This window comes from Hansschlegelia sp. KR7-227 (genome assembly GCF_049446035.1).
Taxonomy (GTDB): Bacteria; Pseudomonadota; Alphaproteobacteria; order Rhizobiales; family Methylopilaceae; genus Methylopila.
On the sequence record NZ_JBMSEA010000001.1, the window covers coordinates 2118830 to 2137947 of the forward strand.

Consider the following 19118-nt stretch of genomic DNA (forward strand, 5'->3'; position numbering starts at 1 on the left):
GGCGTTACGCCCGGCGCAGGCCGGCTTGTCAATGCCCGGCGGAGCGGTCGGGGATCACCGCTGCGACGGCTTGTCCTTGCGCTTGGCGGCGACATGGTCCCAGCCGCCGGGAGGCGTCGGCGCCTCATTCGCGGCGGCGTCGACCTCGCGCGCCCGGAAGCCGTCGACCGCGGCCTGCGCCGCCGGAAGCTGGGCGCCCAGCGCCTTGCCGACCTCGTCGCGCTTGCGGACGGCGTCCTGGTCGCCCTGGGCCGCGGCGAGCGCGAACCATTTGTAGGCGTCCGTCAGATTGCGCTTGCCGGCCACGCCGCGCGCCGAGAGCACCGCGAGATTGAACTGGCTGTCGACCAGACCGCGCTCGGCCGCCATGCGGAACCAGGTCGCGGCGGCGACGAGATCCGGCTTGCCCAGCCCGCCTTCGGCGTGCACCACGCCGAGATTGTGCATGGCGCGGACATTGCCGGAGGCCGCGGCCTGTTCGTACCAGCGGCGGGCGGTCGAGAGGTCGCGCGGCACGCCGACGCCCTTCTCGTACAGGCTGCCCAGCCGGTGCTGGGCGGGGGCCAGGCCCTGGACCGCCGCCTTCTCGAGCCAGCGGGCGGCGGCGGCCGGGTCCGCCGGAGCGCCGCGCCCGTTCAGCAGACGATCGGCGATCTCGAGCTGCGCGGAGGGGTCGCCCTGGGCGGCCCGGAGGCGGAGGGTGGAGCCGCCAATCGAGTCCGGCAGCGCGTCCCCGCCGCGCGCCACCGAACCGGTGACGAGCGGCTCGGCGGGCTTGGCCGGAGCGAGCGCCATCGGCGCGGTCTCGGCGCCGGCGAAGGCGTAAGGGGTGAGGTCGGCCGCCGCCGCGCGCGGCGGCGCGAGCTCGGCGCGCGGCTTGGGCGCGGGCTCGGCGGGAGGCGGCGCGGCGTCGACGGGAGGCTGCGCCGGCTCGGTCGGCGCGGGCTCGGTCGGAGCGGGCTCGGCCGGGGCGGACAGGCCGGGCTGGGCCGGACGGGCGGGCTCCGCCGCAGGCGCTTCGGCGGAAGGAGCCGGCTCCTCGGCGCGGGGAACGGGCTCGCCCTGCAGCCGCGGCGCCGGCGCGCGCGTGATGCCGCTCGCGACATAGAGGGCTGCGAGCACGATCAGGGTGGCGGCGACGCCGAGCAGCACCGGCCGCTTGCGCGCCTTCAGCATGGCGAGCGCGCCGCCGAGCTTCGCCGACGACCTGGCCGCGCGACGCGCCTTGCGGGTCTTGGGCTCCGCGAGCTCCGGCTCTTCGGGGCTCGGCTGGATCGCGGCGCGGCGCGCGGCGGCGATGAAGGACGCGGCGGTCGACTGGCCGGAGGCGCGCAGGTCCGGTTCGATCTCGACCCGCGGCCCCTCGCCCGTCTCGATCCGCGGAGCGTCCCGTCCTTCGATCCGCGCGGCCTCGCGCGCGATCTTAGGCTGCGAGCCGGGCTCCAGCGGGAAATCGGGCGCGAGGTCGGCGATTGGACGGAAGGGCTCCGGCTCGGGCGCCGGGCGGGTCTTGCGCGCCAGGGAAGCGAATTCACCGTCGCCGGCGTCGGTCATCGCCCGGCGAGCGGCGGCGCGCGCCGCTTCGGTGGCGTCGGCGGCCGCCGGCTCGGAGGCGCCCGGCCGCTCGGCCGTGAAGGAGGCGAGTGTTTCGAACGCAGCGCCGGAACGGCCGAGGCCGCCCTCCTCCATGCGCTCCATCAGGCGCTCGAGCGTGTCGCGCACGGTCTCGAGCGTCTCGGCGGTGCGGCGTTCGCTCTGCGAGGCGGAGCGGCGGAGATCCTGGAGCGCCTGCGAAATCTCGCGGGCGACGTCGCCGCCGCCGGCCACGTCGCCGATCGCCGCGCGCACGGCGTCCGAGGCGCTGTTTGCGGCGTGGACGCCGAGATCGGCGCAGCTGTGCTCGATCCGCGCCGCCAGACCGGTGAAGGCCTCGTGCAAATCGTCGAGACGGCCGTCATTGTGCTCGAGCCCGTCCACGATCCGGGCGACCTGCGCCTCGATCGCGGCGACGCCGTCGTCCGATCCGCCGGCGGGCCTGATCTGCACGAGCTGCTCGGCGATCGAGGCCACGGCGGCCTCGACCCGCTCCAAGGAGCCCGCGCGCGCCTGCGTGGCCGCCGCGATGGCGTCAAGCTTGGCGGAGGCCTCCGGAGGGAACACCGGGGCCGGCTCGCGGCGCGCGACGCTGACGGCGATCGCGTCGAGCTTCGCGGCGAGCTCGGCCGGGACGGAAGCCGCCTGCGGTCGTTCGGCGACGGTCGCGGCGATGGCGTCGAGCTTGCCCGACAGCACGGCGGCGAAGGCCGGAACGGGCTCGGAGCGGCGGGCGGAGAGGCTCGCCGTGAGCTGTTCGATCTGGCGGCCGAGCGTGTCGAAGGCGTCGGGCCGGGCGACGGCGGCGATCTCGGAGCGCACGACCTCGACGAGGCGTTCGACCTCGCCGTCGCGGCCTTCCGCCATGCGCTCGGCGTCCGCGCCGCGGGCGCGGGTCTCCTCGGCGATAGCGTCGAGCTTGCCTTCGAGCGCGTCGACCTTGCCGGCCAGCCCTTCGACCGCGCGCAGCGCCGGCGCCTGGGACGAGCGCGTCTTCATGTCCTTCGTCAGTTCGTCGATCTGGCGGCCGAGGCTCTGCACCGCCTCCGCGCGCGGCAGGCTCTCGAGCTCGGCGAGGAAGGCTTCGTTGACGCGGCCGATCTCGTCGCCGCGGACGCGCGCGGCGTCGGCGATCGAGGCGATCTTGCCGTGCAGCGCCTCGACCTGGCCGGACAGTCCGGCGACCGCCTCGCGGACGGGCGCCGCGGAGCGCTCCTGGGCGTCGAGACGGCCGATGACGGCGTGAATCTCCTCGGCGAGGCGATCGACCGCGGAACTGCGCGGGAACTGGTCGAGCTCGGAGCGGACCTCGTCGACCTGGCGCGCGAGCGCGTCGACGGCCGTCGCGTTGCTCGGTCCGAGCGCGTCGATCCGGTCGGCGATCGCGGCGAGCTCCTCGCCGAGGCGCGCCACCATCTGCGGGCTCGCGGCGTCGCCGCGCATGCGCTCGACGCCGGCGACCAGCGCGTCGATCGCATGCAGCGAATCGGCGTCGAGGCGGGCGGGACGGGCGTCGGTCAGGCGGCCGGCCAAGGTCGACATCTCACGCACCAGCGCGTCGATCTCGATGCGGGTCGGCAGTTCGTCGACCGCATGCGCGAGGCGGTCGATCTCGTCGCGCAGCGCGCGGATGGCGGCCGCGTCGGCGGCGGGGGCCTCCGGGGCGGCCCGCTTCGGCGTCTCGGTCACAGGGCTCGAGCGGATCGTCGGCTCGTCCCAGCGGGTCTGCGGCTGGGAGTTGCGCGGCGCGGGCTCCCACTTCGCGTGGGGCGTGAGGCGCGGGGAGAGGTCCTCGTCGCCCGGCCGCGTCGCGGGGCGACGGCCCGCGATCGGCTCCTCCTCGTCGAGGTCGAGCGCCTTCTGGCGCGCGGCGATCTCGGCGAGCGCCGAACGGAGCGACGCGATCGGCTGCGACGCCGTCTCCCGGCGCGGCTTGTCGTAGGCTTCGGCCGCGGGCCGCGCGGGCGCGGACGGCGCACGTGGGGCGGCCGTCTGGGTCTTCGCGGTGTCGGCCCACCGGGCCAGGCCTTCGAGAGCGCGGGTCAGTCGATCGCCCGGCTCGATGTCACGCTCGGCGAGCATCGCGACAAGCCGCTCGAGCTCCTCCGGGGCCGGGTCTCCGCTCCGGCGGGCGTCGGTCAGGCGCTGCGCCAGCTCCGCCAGCCGATGCTCGCCGCTCTCGTCCGGCGCAGACGGATAGCCACGGCGGCCCCTCGAATCGCTCACGCTCATCTGCCCCCACCCCGAGCGCTTTGCGTCCCGTCTCCGGACGAAAGCTTTACGAGCCGTTGACGACGCCACGCGCGTCGCTTCGCCCAGGGGGGACTGTTGACCGACAGGGTAAACAAGCCGTTAACCAATGCGTCCGGGCGTAACGATTTCTTAGCGGAGGTTACCGATCTCTCCCCTTCCCAGCGCCGAGCCGCGCGCGGCGCCGCCTCTCCGATCATGACGGCCCGGCAGTCCAGAGGCGCCGCCCCGCGCAGCGTGTTCGCCACCTACGCCCGCACCATCGCCCTGCTCGGAGACGAGAAGCGGCTCGCAGCCTGGCTCGTCGCCGGCAATGTGGGGCTCGCCTTCGCGGCCTTCGCGGAGCCGGTGCTGTTCGGCCGCATCGTCGACGCGCTGACGCGCGGCGGGGCCGGCATCCCGCAGATCGCAGCGCTGTGGGCCGCGATCGCGCTCGCGGCGATCGGCGGCCGGGTGCTGGTCGGCCTGCACGCCGATCGGATGTCGCATCGCCGCCGCCTCGCGGTGATGACGAGCGCCTTCGGCCATGTGCTGACGCTGCCGCTGAGCTTTCATCGCCGCACCCATTCGGGACGCATCGTCAAGGCGCTGACGGTCGGCGCCAACGCGCTCGCCGACGTCTGGCTGTCGTTCTTCCGCTCGGGCTGCGCCACGCTGATCGGGCTGGTGGCGCTGCTGCCCGCCAGTCTCGCTCTCAATCTCTGGCTCGGCGTGATCCTGATCGCGCTCGTGATCGTGTTCGGCATCGGGATCGCGCTGCTGCTGCGCGCCACCCAGACCCAGCAGGAGAACGTCGAAAGCCACCATTCCGACGTGATCCAGCACGCCGCCGACGCCGTCGCCCAGGTGGCGGTGGTGCAGAGCTTCGCGCGGGCGAAGGCCGAGATGGAGGCGGTGCGCTCCGTCATGCAGCGGCTGCTCGACGCCCAGATGCCGGTGCTGTCCTGGTGGGCCTACGCCGCCGCCGCGACGCCCGCCGCCGGCACGCTGACCGTGCTCGGCGTGGTGCTGGCCGGCGCCGCTCTCAACGCCCAGGGCCTGGCGAGCGTCGGCGACATCGTCACCTTCGCCGCGCTCGCGACGCTGGTGGTCAGCCGTCTCGGCGAGGCGGTCGGCCTGATCAACGCCTTCCTGCTCAACGCCCCGCGCATCGGCGAGCTGCTCGACCTCGTCGACGTCGCGCCGGAGGTCGCGGAACGCGCCGACGCCCGCGACCCCGGCCGGCTCCAGGGACGCATCGCCTTCGAAAACGTCTCCTTCGCCTACGAGCCCGCGCGTCCCACGCTGGTCGACGTCGCCTTCGAGGCCCGGCCCGGCCGGATGGTCGCGCTGGTCGGCGCGACGGGCTCCGGCAAGTCGACTGCGCTCGCTCTGCTCACCCGCTCCTTCGACCCGCAGGCCGGCCGCGTGACGATCGACGGCGTCGACATCCGCGACATGACCCTCGACGGCTTGAGGCGGAACGTCGGCGTGGTATTTCAGGAGCCGATGCTGTTTGCGCGCTCGATCGCCGACAATCTCAGGGTCGGCAAGCCCGATGCGACCGAGGCCGAGCTCGAGGCGGCCTGCGCGAAAGCCGAGGCGCTCGACGTCGTCCGCCGCCTGCCGGAGGGGTTCGCGACCGTGCTCGGCGAACGCGGAGCCTCGCTCTCCGGCGGCGAGCGCCAGCGGCTCGCGATCGCCCGCGTGCTGTTGAAGGATCCGCCGATTCTGGTGCTCGACGAGGCGACCAGCGCGCTCGACGCCGGCACCGAGGCGCGCGTTCAGGCGGCGCTCGACACGGCGCGGGCGGGGCGCGCCACGCTCGTCATCGCGCACCGCCTCGCCACCGTCCGGAGCGCCGATCTGGTGCTCGTGTTCGACCACGGACGGATCGTCGAGCGCGGATCCTTCGACGCGCTCGCCGGCGCCGGCGGTCCGTTCGCGCGGCTGGTCGCGGCCCAGGCGCTGGCGCGGGAGAAGCCCGCCGCGAGGGCGCCGCTCACGGACAGGATCGAGGCGGGGTGATTGGATTTTTGCGCCGTCTGCCGGTAAGCATGGGGCGTCCAAGAGGGTGTCCGGGAGGTCGCCGGCCGCGCCGAGGCGCATGACGCCGCGCCGCCGACCGCAAGCACAGGTTTTGAGTCCGCCCATGACGACGTCGATCCGCCGCCGCCTCGCGGCGTCCGCCTTCGCCCTGCTGTGCGCCTTCGCGCCTTCGACGCTGAGCGCGAACCCCCTTCTCGTCGCCGACGTCAACACCGGCGCCGTGCTCGAGGCCAACGAGGCCACGGCGGCCTGGTACCCGGCCTCGCTGACCAAGCTGATGACGACCTATGTCGTGCTCAACGCGATCAAGGCCGGCCGGATCACCCCGCAGACGCCGTTGATCTATTCCGAGCGCGCGCAAGCCGAGCCGCCCAGCAAGATGGGCTTCCAGGTCGGCCAGACGGTGACCGTCGACGACGCGCTCAAGATGCTGATGGTGCAGTCGGCGAACGACATCGCCTTCCTGCTGGCCGAAGGCGTGTCCGGTTCGGTCGACGGCTTCGTCGCCGACATGAACCGCACGGCGCGCCAGATCGGCATGACCAATTCGAACTTCGTCAACCCGAACGGCCTGCCCGTGAAGCCCGGCCCGGATCTGCAGCGCACGACCGCGCGCGACATGGCTGTGCTCGCGATGGCGCTCTACCGCGACCACCCCGGCTATGCCGGCCTGTTCAACCTCGAAGCGATCAAGATCGGCGACCGCGTCCTGCGCAACCATAACGGCCTGATCGGCCGCTACCCCGGCGCGGACGGCATGAAGACCGGCTACGTCTGCTCGTCCGGCTTCAACGTCGTGGCGACGGCGACGCGCGGCGGCCGCCATCTCGTGGCCGTGGTGCTGGGTTCGCCGACGCCGATCGAGCGCTCCGAGACCGCGATCGACGCCTTCGAGCGCGGCTTCGCGGCCACCATGGCGCGGGGCACCCTGGCGAGCCTGCCCGGCGGCGATTCCGCCTTCCCCGTCGACCTGCGCGAGACGATGTGCGGCAAGTCGACCGCCAAGATGCGCGCGGCCCGCAAGCTGGACCCGAAGGGGCATCCCTGGCGCGAGACGCTGATGGCGAAGATTCCGGTGTCGCCGGTGATGGTCTACGCCACGGCGGCGCCGGGCGCCGAAAAGGTCGCGGCGAAGCCGAGCGGCGTCGACGAGGACGCGCCGGCCTTCGCCCAAAAGCCGAACGCCGGCTCGCCGCTCGCGGGCAAGGCCGTCAAGCCCGGCTCGGCGAAGGTGAAGTCGCTGAAGGCGGCGAAGAGCAAGAAAAAGGGCAAGGCCACCGCGTCCTCCGCGTCGAAGACCAAGGAGGGCCGCGTCAAGATCGACCTCAAGCCGGCCTTGAACGCCTCCGCCGCCGGGGCCCCCGCCTCCGGCGCGATGTATCGCAACGCCGCCCCGGCGGACGGGCGGCCGAACTGACGGGGCGACAGGCGCGGGCGGCTGGCGCGCGGCGCCAAAGGCGTCCCGCTCCGATCGGCAGGCTGGCGCCTTTGCAACGTCGCGCCGCACGCGCCACATCTGTCCGATGACGTCCCGGCGACCCGACCCCATTCCCGTCTTCATGCTCACCGGCTTTCTCGGCGCCGGCAAGACCACGCTGCTCAACCGGCTGCTGCGCGACCCGGCGCTCGCCGACGCGGCCGTGGTCGTCAATGAGGCGGGCGAGATCGGCGTCGACCATCTGCTGGTCGAGCACGTCGCGGACGGGATCGTCGCGCTCGCGGGCGGATGTCTCTGCTGCTCGCTGCGCGGGGACCTGATCGCGACGCTCGAGGATCTGCTGCGCGCCCGCGACAACGGTCGGATCCCGCCGTTCCGACGGCTGGTGATCGAGACCAGCGGGCTCGCCGATCCCGTGCCCGTGCTGCAGACGCTGTCGCTCCACCCCTATCTCGCGATGCGCTATCAGCTGTCCGGCGTGATCGCGGTGGTCGACGCCGTCCAGGGTCCTGCGACCGTCGCCGCCCATGACGAGGCGCGCCGGCAGGTCGCCATGGCCGACCGGATCGCGCTGTCGAAGACCGACGTCGCGACGGACGCCGAGATCGCGGAGGCCCGCGCGCTGATCGCGCGCCTCGCCCCCGCCGCGCCGGTGGAGCTTGCGTCCGGCGTGGACGCGGAGACGCTGCTCGCCCCGGCCCCGCTCGCCGAGCGCCACCTCATCCCGGCCGGAGAAAGCGGTCACGGCGCGATCCGCGCGATCTCGCTCGCAAGCGAGGCGCCGCTGACCCGCGCGGCCTATGACATGTTCGTCGACCTGCTGCGCTCGGCGCATGCGCCGAAGCTGCTGCGGCTGAAGGGCCTCGTCAGGATCGCCGAGGAGCCGGACCGTCCGCTCGTGGTCCAGGGCGTGCGCCATGTCTTCGCCGCGCCGCGCTTTCTCGACGCCTGGCCGGACGGGGATCGACGCACGCGGCTGGTCGCGATCGGCGAGAACCTCGAGCCCGATCTGCTCGCGACCCTGTATGCGGCCTTCGCCGGCGCGCTCGCGCCCGACCGGCCGGACCCTGCGGCGCTGGTCGACAACCCGCTCAGCGCGCGTGTGGGCGGCGGGCTGTTCGCCTAAAGTGCGGCCCGCTTTCGCCCGCTCCGCCGGCCGAGTCCGCTGGACAGCCCTAAGGCCGACGGGCTTGATGGACGTGCATATACAAGACGCCCGGTCCGCCGAAGAGCGGCATCGAACAGCCGGCGCGACGAGGGAACGCCATGGTCGCTAAGTCTCGGCTTGGACGAGAGATCGCCTGTCTGTCGGGAGCGCTCAGGGCGCTCAGGGCGACGACCCATATCGGCCGCAACCGCTCCCGCGTCTTTCCCCACGTCGTGTCCGAGCTCGCCGCCGCCCACGGCGACCGCGTCGCTCTGATCTCCCATCGCGAGACCTACAGCTACGCCGAGCTCGAGGCCCGCGCCAATGCCTATGCGCGCTGGGCCAGAGCCCATGGCGTGGCCAAGGGCGACGTCGTCGCCCTGCTGATGCCGAACCGCCCGGACTATCTCGCGCTCTGGATCGGCGTCACGCGGGTCGGCGGCGTGGTCGCGCTGCTCAACACCAATCTGACGGGCGCGCCGCTCGCCCATTGCGTCTCGATCGTGAAGCCGAAGCACGTCGTGGTCTCGGCCGACCTGGAGGCCGCCTACCTTTCCGCCGGGCATCTCGTGGCGGTCGATCCCGAGCCCGTCGTCTGGCTGCACGAATCCGGCTTCAGCGACTGGCCGCGGATCGACGAGGCGGTAGCGGAGCTGTCCGGCGCCGCGCTGCCCCCGGACGAGCTGCCGGCGCTCGACATCGACGACAAGGCGCTCTTCATCTACACCAGCGGGACCACGGGACACCCCAAGGCCGCGAACATCAACCACTACCGGCTGATGGCGATCAGCCACGGCTTCTACGGCGCGATGGGCGTCCGGCCGACGGACCGGATGTACGACTGCCTGCCGATGTATCACACCGTCGGCGGCGTGATCGCGGCCTGCTCGCCGCTGATCGGCGGCGCCTCGGTCGTGATCCGCGAGAGGTTCCACGCCACCCGGTTCTGGGACGACGTCGTCGCCTCCGAATGCACGCTGGCGGAATATATCGGCGAGCTTTGCCGCTACCTCATCCACACCCCGGAATGCGAGGCCGAGAAGCGCCACAAGCTGCGGCTGGTCTGCGGCAACGGGCTGAGGCCCGACGTCTGGCCGATCTTCGCCGAGCGCTTCAAGGTGCCGACCATCCTCGAATGGTACGCCGCGACCGAGGGCAACGTGGCGCTGTTCAATTTCGACGGCACGCCCGGCGCGGTCGGCCGCATCCCCTGGTACATGAAGCACAAGTTCCCGACCAAGATCGTGCGCTTCGACGTCGAGGCCGGCGAGCCGGTGCGCGGGCCGGACGGGCTGTGCGTCGAATGCGGGCCGGACGAGGTCGGCGAGGTGGTCGGCCGCATCCTGAACGACCCTTCGAAGCCCTCCGCCCGCTTCGAGGGCTACGCCGACCCGGAGGCGACGAAGAAGAAGATCCTGACCGACGCCTTCGAGAAGGGCGACCGCTGGTTCCGGACCGGCGATCTCATGAAGAAGGACGCCTCGGGCTATTTCTTCTTCATCGACCGCATCGGCGACACCTTCCGCTGGCGCGGCGAGAACGTCGCGACCTCCGAGGTCTCCGAGACGATCTCGGTGTTTCCCGGGGTCAAGGAGGTGACCGTCTATGGCGTCGCCGTGCCCGGCTATGACGGTCGCGCCGGCATGGCCGTGGTGGTGGCGGAATCCGAGGGCGTCGACCTCGAGGCGCTCTACGCCTTCCTCGAACGCCAGCTCCCGCATTTCGCGCGGCCGGTGTTCCTGCGGCTCGGCCGCGAGCTCGAGGTCACGGGCACGTTCAAGCAGCGCAAGATCGAGCTCGTGAAGGAGGGTTGCGACCCCACGGTCGTGCCCGACCCGATCCTGCTGAACCACCCGATCGACCGTCGCTTCGCGCCTTTCGACGTCGAGCTCTACGAGGCGGTCGTCGCGAAGCGCCTGCGGCTGTGAGCGTCCCGCCCGCAGCGCTGGGCGTCGTCGGCTTCTGGCGCGCCGCCGGATACGATCGCTGGTTTTCGAGCGATCCGCGGTTCGATTCCCTGGTGCGGCTCCGGCTCGGACGCCTCCGCGACCGCGCCGCGGCCGGCGCGCTCGACGGCTGGATCACGAGCCCGCAGGGCGCGCTGGCGCTCATCATCCTGCTCGACCAGGCGCCGCGCAACTTGTTCCGCGGAACCCCGCAGGCCTTCGCCACCGACGCGCTCGCCCTGACCGCGGCGGAGGAGGCGATCGCGCTCGGCCACGACGCGCGGGTCGCCGCGCCGATGCGCTCGTTCTTCTATCTGCCGTTCGAGCACGCCGAGGATCTCGCCTGCCAGCGGCGCTGCGTGGCGCTGTTCCGGGCGCTCGGCGACGCCGAGGGACTGCGCTACGCCGAGATCCACCGGGACGTGGTCGAGCGTTTCGGCCGCTTCCCGCACCGCAACGCGATCCTCGGCCGCCCCTCCCTGCCGGAGGAGGAGCGGTTTCTGGCCGAGGGCGGCTTCGCCGGCTGAATCGCGGCCGAGGCTCAGGCCTTCGGGTTCAGATCGACTTTGTAGATGTCGGCGCCGTCGAGATCCTTCAGCGAGACCGTCATTACGCCGGTCCGCCCCTCGATCGCGACATGTCCGAAGAACTGAAGTCCGTCGAGCGGAGAGGCGTTGGGCTTCCCGGCAAGAGCGGCCTTCTGGAACATGACCTTCGGGCCGAAGGTCATGTCGAGCGCGTTCGGGCCGAACGTGCCTGAATTGATCGGTCCCGCCACGAACTCCCAGAACGGATCGAAATCCTGGAACTTCGCCCGGTTCGGGTGGTAGCGATGGGCGGCGGCGTAATGAACGTCGGCCGTGATCCAGACCGTGTTCTTGATCTCGCGCCGCTTGATGAAGCGGAGCAGGTCGGCGATTTCGATCTCACGTCCCTTGGCCCGGCCGTCCTCGCCATTCGCGACCGCCTCCCAGTTGGTCCCGTCCGGGACCTCGAGCCCGATCGGCATGTCGGAGGCGATCACCTTCCACGTCGCGCGGCTGTCCAGAAGCTTGCGCTTCAGCCAGCGCACCTGCTCGGCCCCGAGGATGGCGGCGGCGTCGGACCGCGTGGTCTGAAGGTTCGCCGAATTCGGCCCCCGGTAGCTGCGCATGTCGAGAAAGAACACGTCGAGATGCGGGCCGTAGCTCGCCTGCCGGTAGATCCGCTGCGGGTCGCGCTGCTCGATCCGGATCGGCATGTAGTCGAAGAAGGCGCGGCGCGCCCGCGCGGCGAGCAGCGCGACGCTCTTCTCCCGGTAGGCCGGCAGATCGAGGATTTCCTGCGGATACCAGTTGTTGGTCGTCTCGTGGTCGTCCCACTGGGCGAACATCGGCACTTCGGCGTTCATCCGGCGGATGTTCTCGTCCATCAGATTGTAGCTGTGCTGGCCGCGGTACTCGCGGAGGGTCTCCGCGACCTTCGACTTAGCCTCCGTGACGAGGTTCTTCCAGACCCGCCCGTCGCCGAGGTCGACGGTCTCCGAGAGCGGGCCGTCGGCGTAGACCGTGTCGCCGGAATGGATGAAGAAGTCCGGCTTCGTCCGGCGCATCGCCTCGTAGCCCTTCATGCCGCCGAAGTCGGGATTGATGCCCCAGCCCTGACCCGCGGTGTCGCCGGTCCACACGAAGCTGACGTCCCGCCGCTTCGCCGGCGCGGTGCGGAAGCGGCCGACGACGGGCTCGCTCACCGCCGCGACGTCCCTCAGATCCTGGAACGACACGCGGTAGAAGATGTCCTCGCCCGCGGGCAGCCGGCGGAGATCGACCCGCGCCGTGAAGTCGGCGTCGCCGAGCGCGTCCGGCCCGACGATCCGCGTCGTTTTCTTGAAACTTTCGGTTGTCGACCACTCGACGACCATCCGGGCCGGCCGGTCCGTGCGGCTCCAGACGATCGCGCGGTCGGCGCCCACGTCGCCGCTCTGCACGCCCGAGGGCGTCTCCGGGCGACGCCGGCCGAGAGCCAGGAGGGGGGACGGGAAGGCGGCCCCGCCGGCCGCGACGGCTGCGCCCGTCAGGATGGTTCGACGGGAGGGACGATGCAGGAAGCCGCTGCCGCTCATGATGGCGCTCCTCGAAGCCTTGAACGGTTCGAGACTAGATGCGCCTCATGACAGCGGATTGATCGTTCGACGACGCTTCCTCCGAGCCTCGTCGCGCGGCTGATTCACAGGTTGCGGAGAGGGATCGTTTACGCTCTTCCCGAACCCATCCTTAAGCGCGGCCTGCTAGTCGAGTGTCCGGAAGAATGAGCGGAAAGCCGGATCCCGGGATGGACGTCAGCACGCCCTATCACGCACGAAGCGACGCCGGCGGGCCGGGCGCCGTGAGCGCGATCGCGGGCCGGGTTCGGAAGCTGCTCGCCGACCGCTCCGACACCGCAGTCGCCCAGAAGGTCGCCGGCGGCGCGTTCCTGATCCGCGTCGTCAACGCCTGTATCGCCTTCGCGTCCCAGATCCTGCTCGCGCGCTGGATGGGCGAGACCGAATACGGCGTCTACGTCTATGTCTGGACCTGGGTGCTGCTGCTCGGCGGCATGACCAGCCTCGGCCTCGCCTCGGCGCCGCAGCGCTTCATCCCCGAATACGCCGAGAGCGGCGAGGTCAGCCTGCTCCGCGGCTTCCTGATCGGCAGCCGGGTGATGGCGATGGCGACGTCGACCGCGATCACCGCGGTCGGCCTGCTCGGCATCTGGCTGTTCGCCGATCGGCTCGACAGCTGGGCCGTGGTCCCGCTCTACCTCGCTCTGTTCTGCGTGCCGATGTACGTCCTGACCGACGTCCAGGACGGCATCTCGCGCACGCACAACTGGATCGACGTCGCGCTGGCGCCGGCCTATTTCGTCCGGCCGCTGCTGATCCTCGCGCTGCTTGGCGTCCTCAGCTGGCAGCATTTCGACGCGACCGCGACGACGGCCATGGCCGCGACCATCGTCGCGACCTGGGCGACCGCGATCGCGCAGCTCGTCATGCTGGAGCGGCGCCTGAAGGCCCGCGTGCCGCCGGGTCCGCGGGCCTACGCGCCCGCGACCTGGATGAAGGTGTCGCTGCCGATCTTCATGGTCGAGGGCTTCTACCTGCTGCTCGCCTACACCGACGTGCTGGTGCTGTCGGCCTTCCGGCCGCCGCACGAGGTCGGCGTCTACTACGCCGCGGTCAAGGTGATGTCGCTGGTCGCCTTCGTGTCCTTCTCGGTGTCGGCGGCGGTCGCCCATCGCTTCACGGAATACGCCGCGTCCGGCGATCATGTCCGGCTGTCGGTAATGGTGCGCGACGCCGCGCGCTGGACGTTCTGGCCGTCGCTCGTCGGCTGCGTGATCCTGCTCGCCGTCGGCTGGCCCGTGCTGTGGCTGTTCGGCGAAGCGTTCACCGCGGGTTATCCGCTGCTGTTCGTGATCGCGATCGGGCTGCTCGCCCGCGCCACCGTCGGCCCGCTCGAGCGGCTGCTCAACATGCTCGACCAGCAGAACATCTGCGCGGCCGTCTATGGCGGGGCGTTCCTGCTCAATGTCGCGCTGTGCTTCCTGCTGGTGCCGCGTTTCGGCGGGATGGGCGCAGCCGCCGCGACCTCGGTCACGCTGATCGTCGAGTCGGTGCTGCTCTTCGTCATCACCCGGCAGAGGCTGGGTCTTGGGGCCCTGCCCTGGGGGTCGGGCCCCGCCCCCGCCTACCGCTCGCCGACCGGCGACGCCGTCACGGATTCGCTCGTCCAGCCGATGGCGGAAGAGGAGCTGACCCCGCCGCGCACGGCGTCCGTCGCGACCACCCGGTTCGAGCTTATGACGATCGGCCAGCTCGCCGAACGCCGCGCCGCCTGGGAAGCCCTCGCGGCCCGCGCGCTCGAACGCAACCTCTATGGCGAGGCCGACTTCGCGCTCGCCGCCGTCAGGCTGACGGCGGTCCGCCGCGTCCGCATGGCGGTGGTGTGGGACGAAGCCGCGCCGGCGGGCGCCCCGCGCCTGATCGCGGCGGCGCCGGTCGTGCGGCGCTCGATCCTCCCGCTGACGCGGTGCCGAGCCAGCACCGAATGGGCGTTCTTCGGGCCGCTCGGCCTGCCGCTGATCGATCTCGACCGCCCGACGGAGGCCGTGGAGGCGCTGCTCGACGGCCTCGCGGCGCAGGGCGACGGCTATTTCATGTTCCGCTTCCTGCCGGAGAAGGGCGCGGTCGCCGACGCGATCCGGGCCGCCGCCCACTGGTCGGACCGCAAGATCCTGATTGTCGACAGCCACCGGCGGGCGCTGCTGAAGACGACCGCCTCCGCGGAAAGCTATCTCACCGACTCGCTGTCGTCGAAGAAGCTGAAGGAGCTCCGCCGCCAGCTCCGGCGGCTCGGCGACGACGGACCGGTCGCGTTCCGCGAGGCCCGCTCGCCGGCGGACGTCGCGGCCGCGCTCGAGCGGTTCCTCGACCTCGAAGCCAAGGGCTGGAAGGGCGCAGGCGGATCCGCGATGCGGCGCCATCCCGACCAGATCGAGTTCATCCGCGGCCTGTTCGCCGACCGCTCCGCCAAGGGCGAGGCGCGGATCCTCGAGCTCGCCGTCGGCGACGATCTCGTGGCCGCCGGCCTGGTGCTCACCGGGGGGATGCAGGCCTGGTTCTACAAGATCGCCTATGATGAGCGCTTCGCCCGCTGCTCGCCGGGCGTTCAGCTCACGATCGAGCTGACGAAACGCCTGATCGAGGACGAGACGCTCGACTGGGTCGACTCGACCGCGGTCGCCGATCATCCGATGATCGACCACATCTGGCGCGAAAGGCTGCAGCTCGGCGATTGGCTGATCGCGCTCCGCCCCGGCCGCGCGCCGCTGCTGCCGCTCGTCGCCGGCGCCGACCGCGCGCGCCGCCGCCTCCGGATGAAGATCCGCGACCTGTACCGCCGTCTGAAGGACCGCTGACCATGACCGCCCTGTCCGCCTCCGCCGCGGAGCTGTCCGCGAACTACCCGAACCGCCATTTCCGCATCCAGCACGATCTCGTCGGCCACCCGCTGCTGCAGCTGCCGCGGCTGATCGAGCTCACCAAGGAGCTCGAGAAGGACCGGTTCGAGTACAATTCCGGCAAGCTGCAGCCGAACCAGAAGGCGGAGGACACCCCGCTGGTCGACATGCCGCCCGAGGAGGTCGTCGCGAAGATCGAGACCGCCGGCGCCTGGATGGTGCTGAAGCGCGTCGAAACCGTCCCCGCCTACCGCGCCCTGATCGAGGAGGCGCTGCTCTCGATCGCCAAGCAGCTTGGCCATCAGAGCCTCGACGGCGCGAGCTTCCGGGACATCGAGGGCTACATCTTCGTGTCCTCGGCGAATTCGGTGACGCCGTTCCATTGCGACAACGAGGACAATTTCTTCGTCCAGATCCACGGACCGAAGTTCTTCCATCTGTTCGACAATGACGACCGGTCGCTGGTCTCCGAGGAGATGCTGGAGAGCGCGCCGTCGAAGCACCGCAACCTGCCCTACGAGCCGAAATTCGAGGAGCGCGCCAAGGTCTACGACCTGAAGCCCGGCGAAGGCGTGTTCGTGCCCTACCAGGTCCCGCATTGGGTGCGCACCGGCGACAGCTATTCGATCTCGATGGCGATCACCTGGCGCTCGGCCGAGGTCGTCCGGCGCAACAAGCTGATCTTCATGAACGCCTGGCTGCGCGAGAAGGGCCTGCCGCAGGCCGCTCCGGGCGCGAAGCCCGCGCTCGACGGCCTGAAGGTCGCGGCCTACACCGCCGCCCGCTCGGCGCTCGAGCCGCTGCGCAGGAACGAGACCATGCGCCGCCTGCTGCGCTCGATCGTGTTCGGCAAGAAGGCGAACTACTATTACGAGGCGCAGAAGGCCGCGGAGCAGAAGAAGGCGGCGTGAGGGCCGCCTGAGACATAAGGGGAGTCCCGCGACGGTCATGTCCCGGCCTTGAGCCGGGACCCATTCGCCGCCCTGTTTGAGGATTATTCGCAAGCCAAGAGGGTGCGCCTGCCGCCGCGCTCACTTCATCCGCGCGCCGCTCCAAGACGACGGCGTCATGGGTCAGATCAAGGTCGGCGTCAGATCATCCCACCGGAGGTTGCGCTCCTCGATCAACGCGATCTTCCAGTCTCTGCGCCAACGCTTCAACCGACGCTCCCGCTCGCGGGCTGCGAGCAGGGTGTCGTGGATCTCGTAGTAGACGAGCCGCTTGACGTCATAGGCGCGCGTGAAGCCCGGGACAGAGCCTGACAGATGCTGCTCCATCCGGCGCGCGAGGTTCGTCATGACGCCGACATACAGCGTCCCGAAAGGTTTGCTCGCGAGAATGTAGACGAAGAACATCGCGACAACCTCCCGCTTCGAGCGCTCGCCACGGCCGGTCCCCGCCAATTGCAGCGACGGCCAGGCGGCTATCTTCTGACGCCGCAGCGCTGAATGGGTCCCGGCTCGAGGCCGGGACATAGACATCCCTGGCGCCGCCCGCGCTACTCCCTCAGGAGCCGGCGGATGAGCTTGCCCGTCGTCGTCAGCGGAAGTTCGTCGACGAAGGCGATCTCGCGCGGGTATTCGTGGGCGGAGAGCCGCTCGCGCACGAAGCGCTTGAGCTCGTCGGCGAGCGCCTCGCTCCGCGACACGCCGGGCTTCAGCTGGACGAAGGCCTTCACTATCTCGGTGCGCGTCGGGTCGGGCTTGCCGACGGCGGCTGCGAGCGCGACGGCGGGGTGGCGGGCGAGGCAGTCCTCGATGTCGCTCGGCCCGATGCGATAGCCGGACGAGGTGATGACGTCGTCGTCGCGGCCGAGGAAGCGGAAGTAACCGTCCTCGTCCATCACGGCCTGGTCGCCGGTCGTCATCCAGTCGCCGAGAAACTTCGCCGCCGTCGCCCCCGGCTGGTTCCAGTAGCCGAGGAACATCACGGGATCCGGTCGCTTCACGCAGATCTGCCCGGGCTCGCCTGTCGGAACCGGCCTCCCCTCGCCGTCGAGCAGCGCGACGTCGTGGCCCGGAACCGGCTTGCCTGTGAAGCCCGGCTTCGACACGCCGAGCGCCGCGAAGGACGCCAGCACGTAATTGCACTCGGTCTGGCCGTAGACCTCGTTGACGGAAACGCCGAGCGCGTCGCGGCACCAGGCGTAGGGGCCTTCGCCGAGCGCCTCGCCGGCGGAGACCAGCGTTCGCAGCTTCAGGCCGTAAGTCTCGCGCGGGCGCTCGACCTGCGCCATCAGCCGGAGCGCGGTCGGCGGGATGAAGGCGTTGCGGATTCCGGCCTCCTCCAGCAAGGCGAAGGCGACGTCGGGATGGAACTTGGTCGTCGGCTGGGCGACCACCGGAACGCCTTCGTGCAGCGCCGGCATCATCAAATTGAGCAGGCCGCCGGCCCAGGCCCAGTCCGCCGGCGTCCAGGCGAGATCGCCGTCCTTCGGAAAGCCGTCATGGGTGAGGCGAAAGCCCGGCAGATGCCCGAGCAGCACGCGGCCGCCATGCAGCGCGCCCTTGGGCGGGCCTGTCGTGCCGGAGGTGTAGATCATCAGCGCGGGGTCGTCGGGGCCGGTGTCGGCGGCCGCGACCGATCCGCCTTCGGCGATCAGGGCGCCGAGCCCGAGCGCGTCGCCGTCCGCGCCGTCGGCCGAGACGATCACGGCGAGCGCGGGCAGCGGCGCCTCGATCGCCCGGATCGTCGTGAGCCCCGCCGCCGAGGTGACGGCTGCGGTCGCGCCTGAATCGCGCAGCCGGAAGGCCACGGCGTCGGGCCCGAAGGCGAGCGCGAGCGGCATCGCGACGCCGCCGAGGCGGGAGACCGCGAGATGGGCGACGATCGCCTCGACGCCCTGCGGCAGGAACACCGCGACGCGGTCGCCGCGCCGGACGCCGCGGTCGGCGAGCGCCGCCGCCAAAGCGTGCGACGCGGCGCGCAGTTCGCCATAGGTGGTTCGGGCCAGCGTCTCGCCGGGCCGTTTGAGCAGGACCGCGACGCGGTCCGGCTCCGCGATCGCCCAGCGGTCGCAGATCGCCTGCGCGATGTTGAAGCGCTCCGGGATCTCCCAGCGGAACGACCGGCTCAGCCTGGCGAAGGCGTCGGAATCGTGATCGGCAGCCATCGAGGCGGCCTCAGCCACGCGACGCGCGCGGAGCCGTCGAGGCTCGCCAAGTCCCGTCCCGCCAGTCTAGGTTGGGGCGACGCCTCATGGGACGGAGCGATGGCGGAGCGCAGCTGCGGCCAGTGCACGATGTGTTGCAAGGTGCTCGGCATCGTCGAGCTCGAAAAGCCCGGCGGCCGCTGGTGCCCGCATTGCGCCGTCGGCCGCGGCTGCACGATCTATGAGACGCGGCCGGGCGAGTGCCGAACGTTCCATTGCCTGTGGCTCCTGCGCGAGACCTTCGGGCCGGAGTGGCGGCCGGACCGGGCGAAGTTCGTGATGTACGGCAGCGCGGACAAGGCGGCCATGGTCGTCAACGTCGATCCGACCGCGCCGGACGCCTGGCGGCGTAAACCCTTCTACGAGAATTTCAAGCGCTGGTCGGCCGAGGCCAACGCGGACCGCACCCATCTCATCGTCATGGTCGGGGACGAAGCGACCGTCATCCTTCCCGACCGCGACGTTCCGCTCGGGCGCGTCGGCGAGGGCGACCGGATCGTCTCCCGCCGCGTCGTCGTCAATGGCCGCGAACGCATCGAGCCGCGGGTGGAGCGGGCGGCGGGCCTCTCCTAGGCCGTCAACTCATAA

General features: G+C 71.2%; 12 protein-coding genes. 8 read left to right on the plus strand and 4 right to left on the minus strand.

Translation table 11 applies throughout. The annotated features are described in order from the left end of the window. Positions 1-54: 54 nt before the first annotated feature. Positions 55-3825 carry a hypothetical protein gene (locus tag ACO2RJ_RS09955; protein ID WP_423267846.1) on the minus strand — a complete coding sequence of 1257 codons (3771 nt, stop codon included), beginning with the start codon at positions 3823-3825 and terminating at the stop codon, positions 55-57. Positions 3826-4041: 216 nt separating this feature from the next. Between ACO2RJ_RS09955 and ACO2RJ_RS09960 the strand changes: the two genes are divergently transcribed. The 5 genes from ACO2RJ_RS09960 (at position 4042) to ACO2RJ_RS09980 (ending at position 10929) form a co-directional block, all read left to right on the plus strand. Continuing rightward, positions 4042-5850, plus strand: a complete 1809-nt coding sequence (locus tag ACO2RJ_RS09960; RefSeq protein ID WP_423267847.1) for a glucan ABC transporter ATP-binding protein/ permease — start codon at positions 4042-4044, stop codon at positions 5848-5850. 124 nt (positions 5851-5974) lie between these two features. After that, complete coding sequence (locus ACO2RJ_RS09965) at positions 5975-7288, plus strand: D-alanyl-D-alanine carboxypeptidase family protein (RefSeq protein WP_423267848.1); 1314 nt, start codon at positions 5975-5977, stop codon at positions 7286-7288. Positions 7289-7394: 106 nt separating this feature from the next. Further along, positions 7395-8435: a CobW family GTP-binding protein gene (locus tag ACO2RJ_RS09970; protein ID WP_423267849.1), complete on the plus strand. Its 1041-nt coding sequence runs from the start codon at positions 7395-7397 to the stop codon at positions 8433-8435. 140 nt (positions 8436-8575) lie between these two features. Then, positions 8576-10384 carry a long-chain-acyl-CoA synthetase gene (locus ACO2RJ_RS09975; protein ID WP_423267850.1) on the plus strand — a complete coding sequence of 603 codons (1809 nt, stop codon included), beginning with the start codon at positions 8576-8578 and terminating at the stop codon, positions 10382-10384. Then, positions 10381-10929, plus strand: coding sequence for a DUF924 family protein (locus ACO2RJ_RS09980; RefSeq protein ID WP_423267851.1), 549 nt, complete (start codon positions 10381-10383; stop codon positions 10927-10929). Before ACO2RJ_RS09975 ends, ACO2RJ_RS09980 begins: the two co-directional genes overlap by 4 nt. 14 nt (positions 10930-10943) lie before the next feature. Here the strand turns inward: ACO2RJ_RS09980 and ACO2RJ_RS09985 are convergent, their stop codons facing one another. Continuing rightward, on the minus strand, positions 10944-12503 hold the full coding sequence (locus ACO2RJ_RS09985) for an alkaline phosphatase D family protein (protein WP_423267852.1): 1560 nt from the start codon (positions 12501-12503) through the stop codon (positions 10944-10946). A 209-nt stretch (positions 12504-12712) separates the two neighbouring features. Between ACO2RJ_RS09985 and ACO2RJ_RS09990 the strand changes: the two genes are divergently transcribed. Beyond that, entirely contained in the window at positions 12713-15337 is a 2625-nt protein-coding gene (locus tag ACO2RJ_RS09990) for a GNAT family N-acetyltransferase (protein ID WP_423267853.1), read from the plus strand. A 2-nt stretch (positions 15338-15339) separates the two neighbouring features. Beyond that, positions 15340-16290 (plus strand): cupin-like domain-containing protein, encoded by a 951-nt coding sequence (locus ACO2RJ_RS09995; protein ID WP_423267854.1) that lies wholly within the window; start codon positions 15340-15342, stop codon positions 16288-16290. 162 nt (positions 16291-16452) lie between these two features. Here ACO2RJ_RS09995 and ACO2RJ_RS10000 read toward each other — a convergent pair whose 3' ends face one another. Together ACO2RJ_RS10000 and ACO2RJ_RS10005 are read right to left on the minus strand one after the other, a co-directional pair. Then, positions 16453-16734: a GIY-YIG nuclease family protein gene (locus ACO2RJ_RS10000; RefSeq protein ID WP_423267855.1), complete on the minus strand. Its 282-nt coding sequence runs from the start codon at positions 16732-16734 to the stop codon at positions 16453-16455. Positions 16735-16877: 143 nt separating this feature from the next. Further along, complete coding sequence (locus ACO2RJ_RS10005; protein ID WP_423267856.1) at positions 16878-18491, minus strand: AMP-binding protein; 1614 nt, start codon at positions 18489-18491, stop codon at positions 16878-16880. A 99-nt stretch (positions 18492-18590) separates the two neighbouring features. Between ACO2RJ_RS10005 and ACO2RJ_RS10010 the strand changes: the two genes are divergently transcribed. Continuing rightward, positions 18591-19103, plus strand: a complete 513-nt coding sequence (locus ACO2RJ_RS10010; protein ID WP_423267857.1) for a hypothetical protein — start codon at positions 18591-18593, stop codon at positions 19101-19103. Positions 19104-19118: the final 15 nt, after the last annotated feature.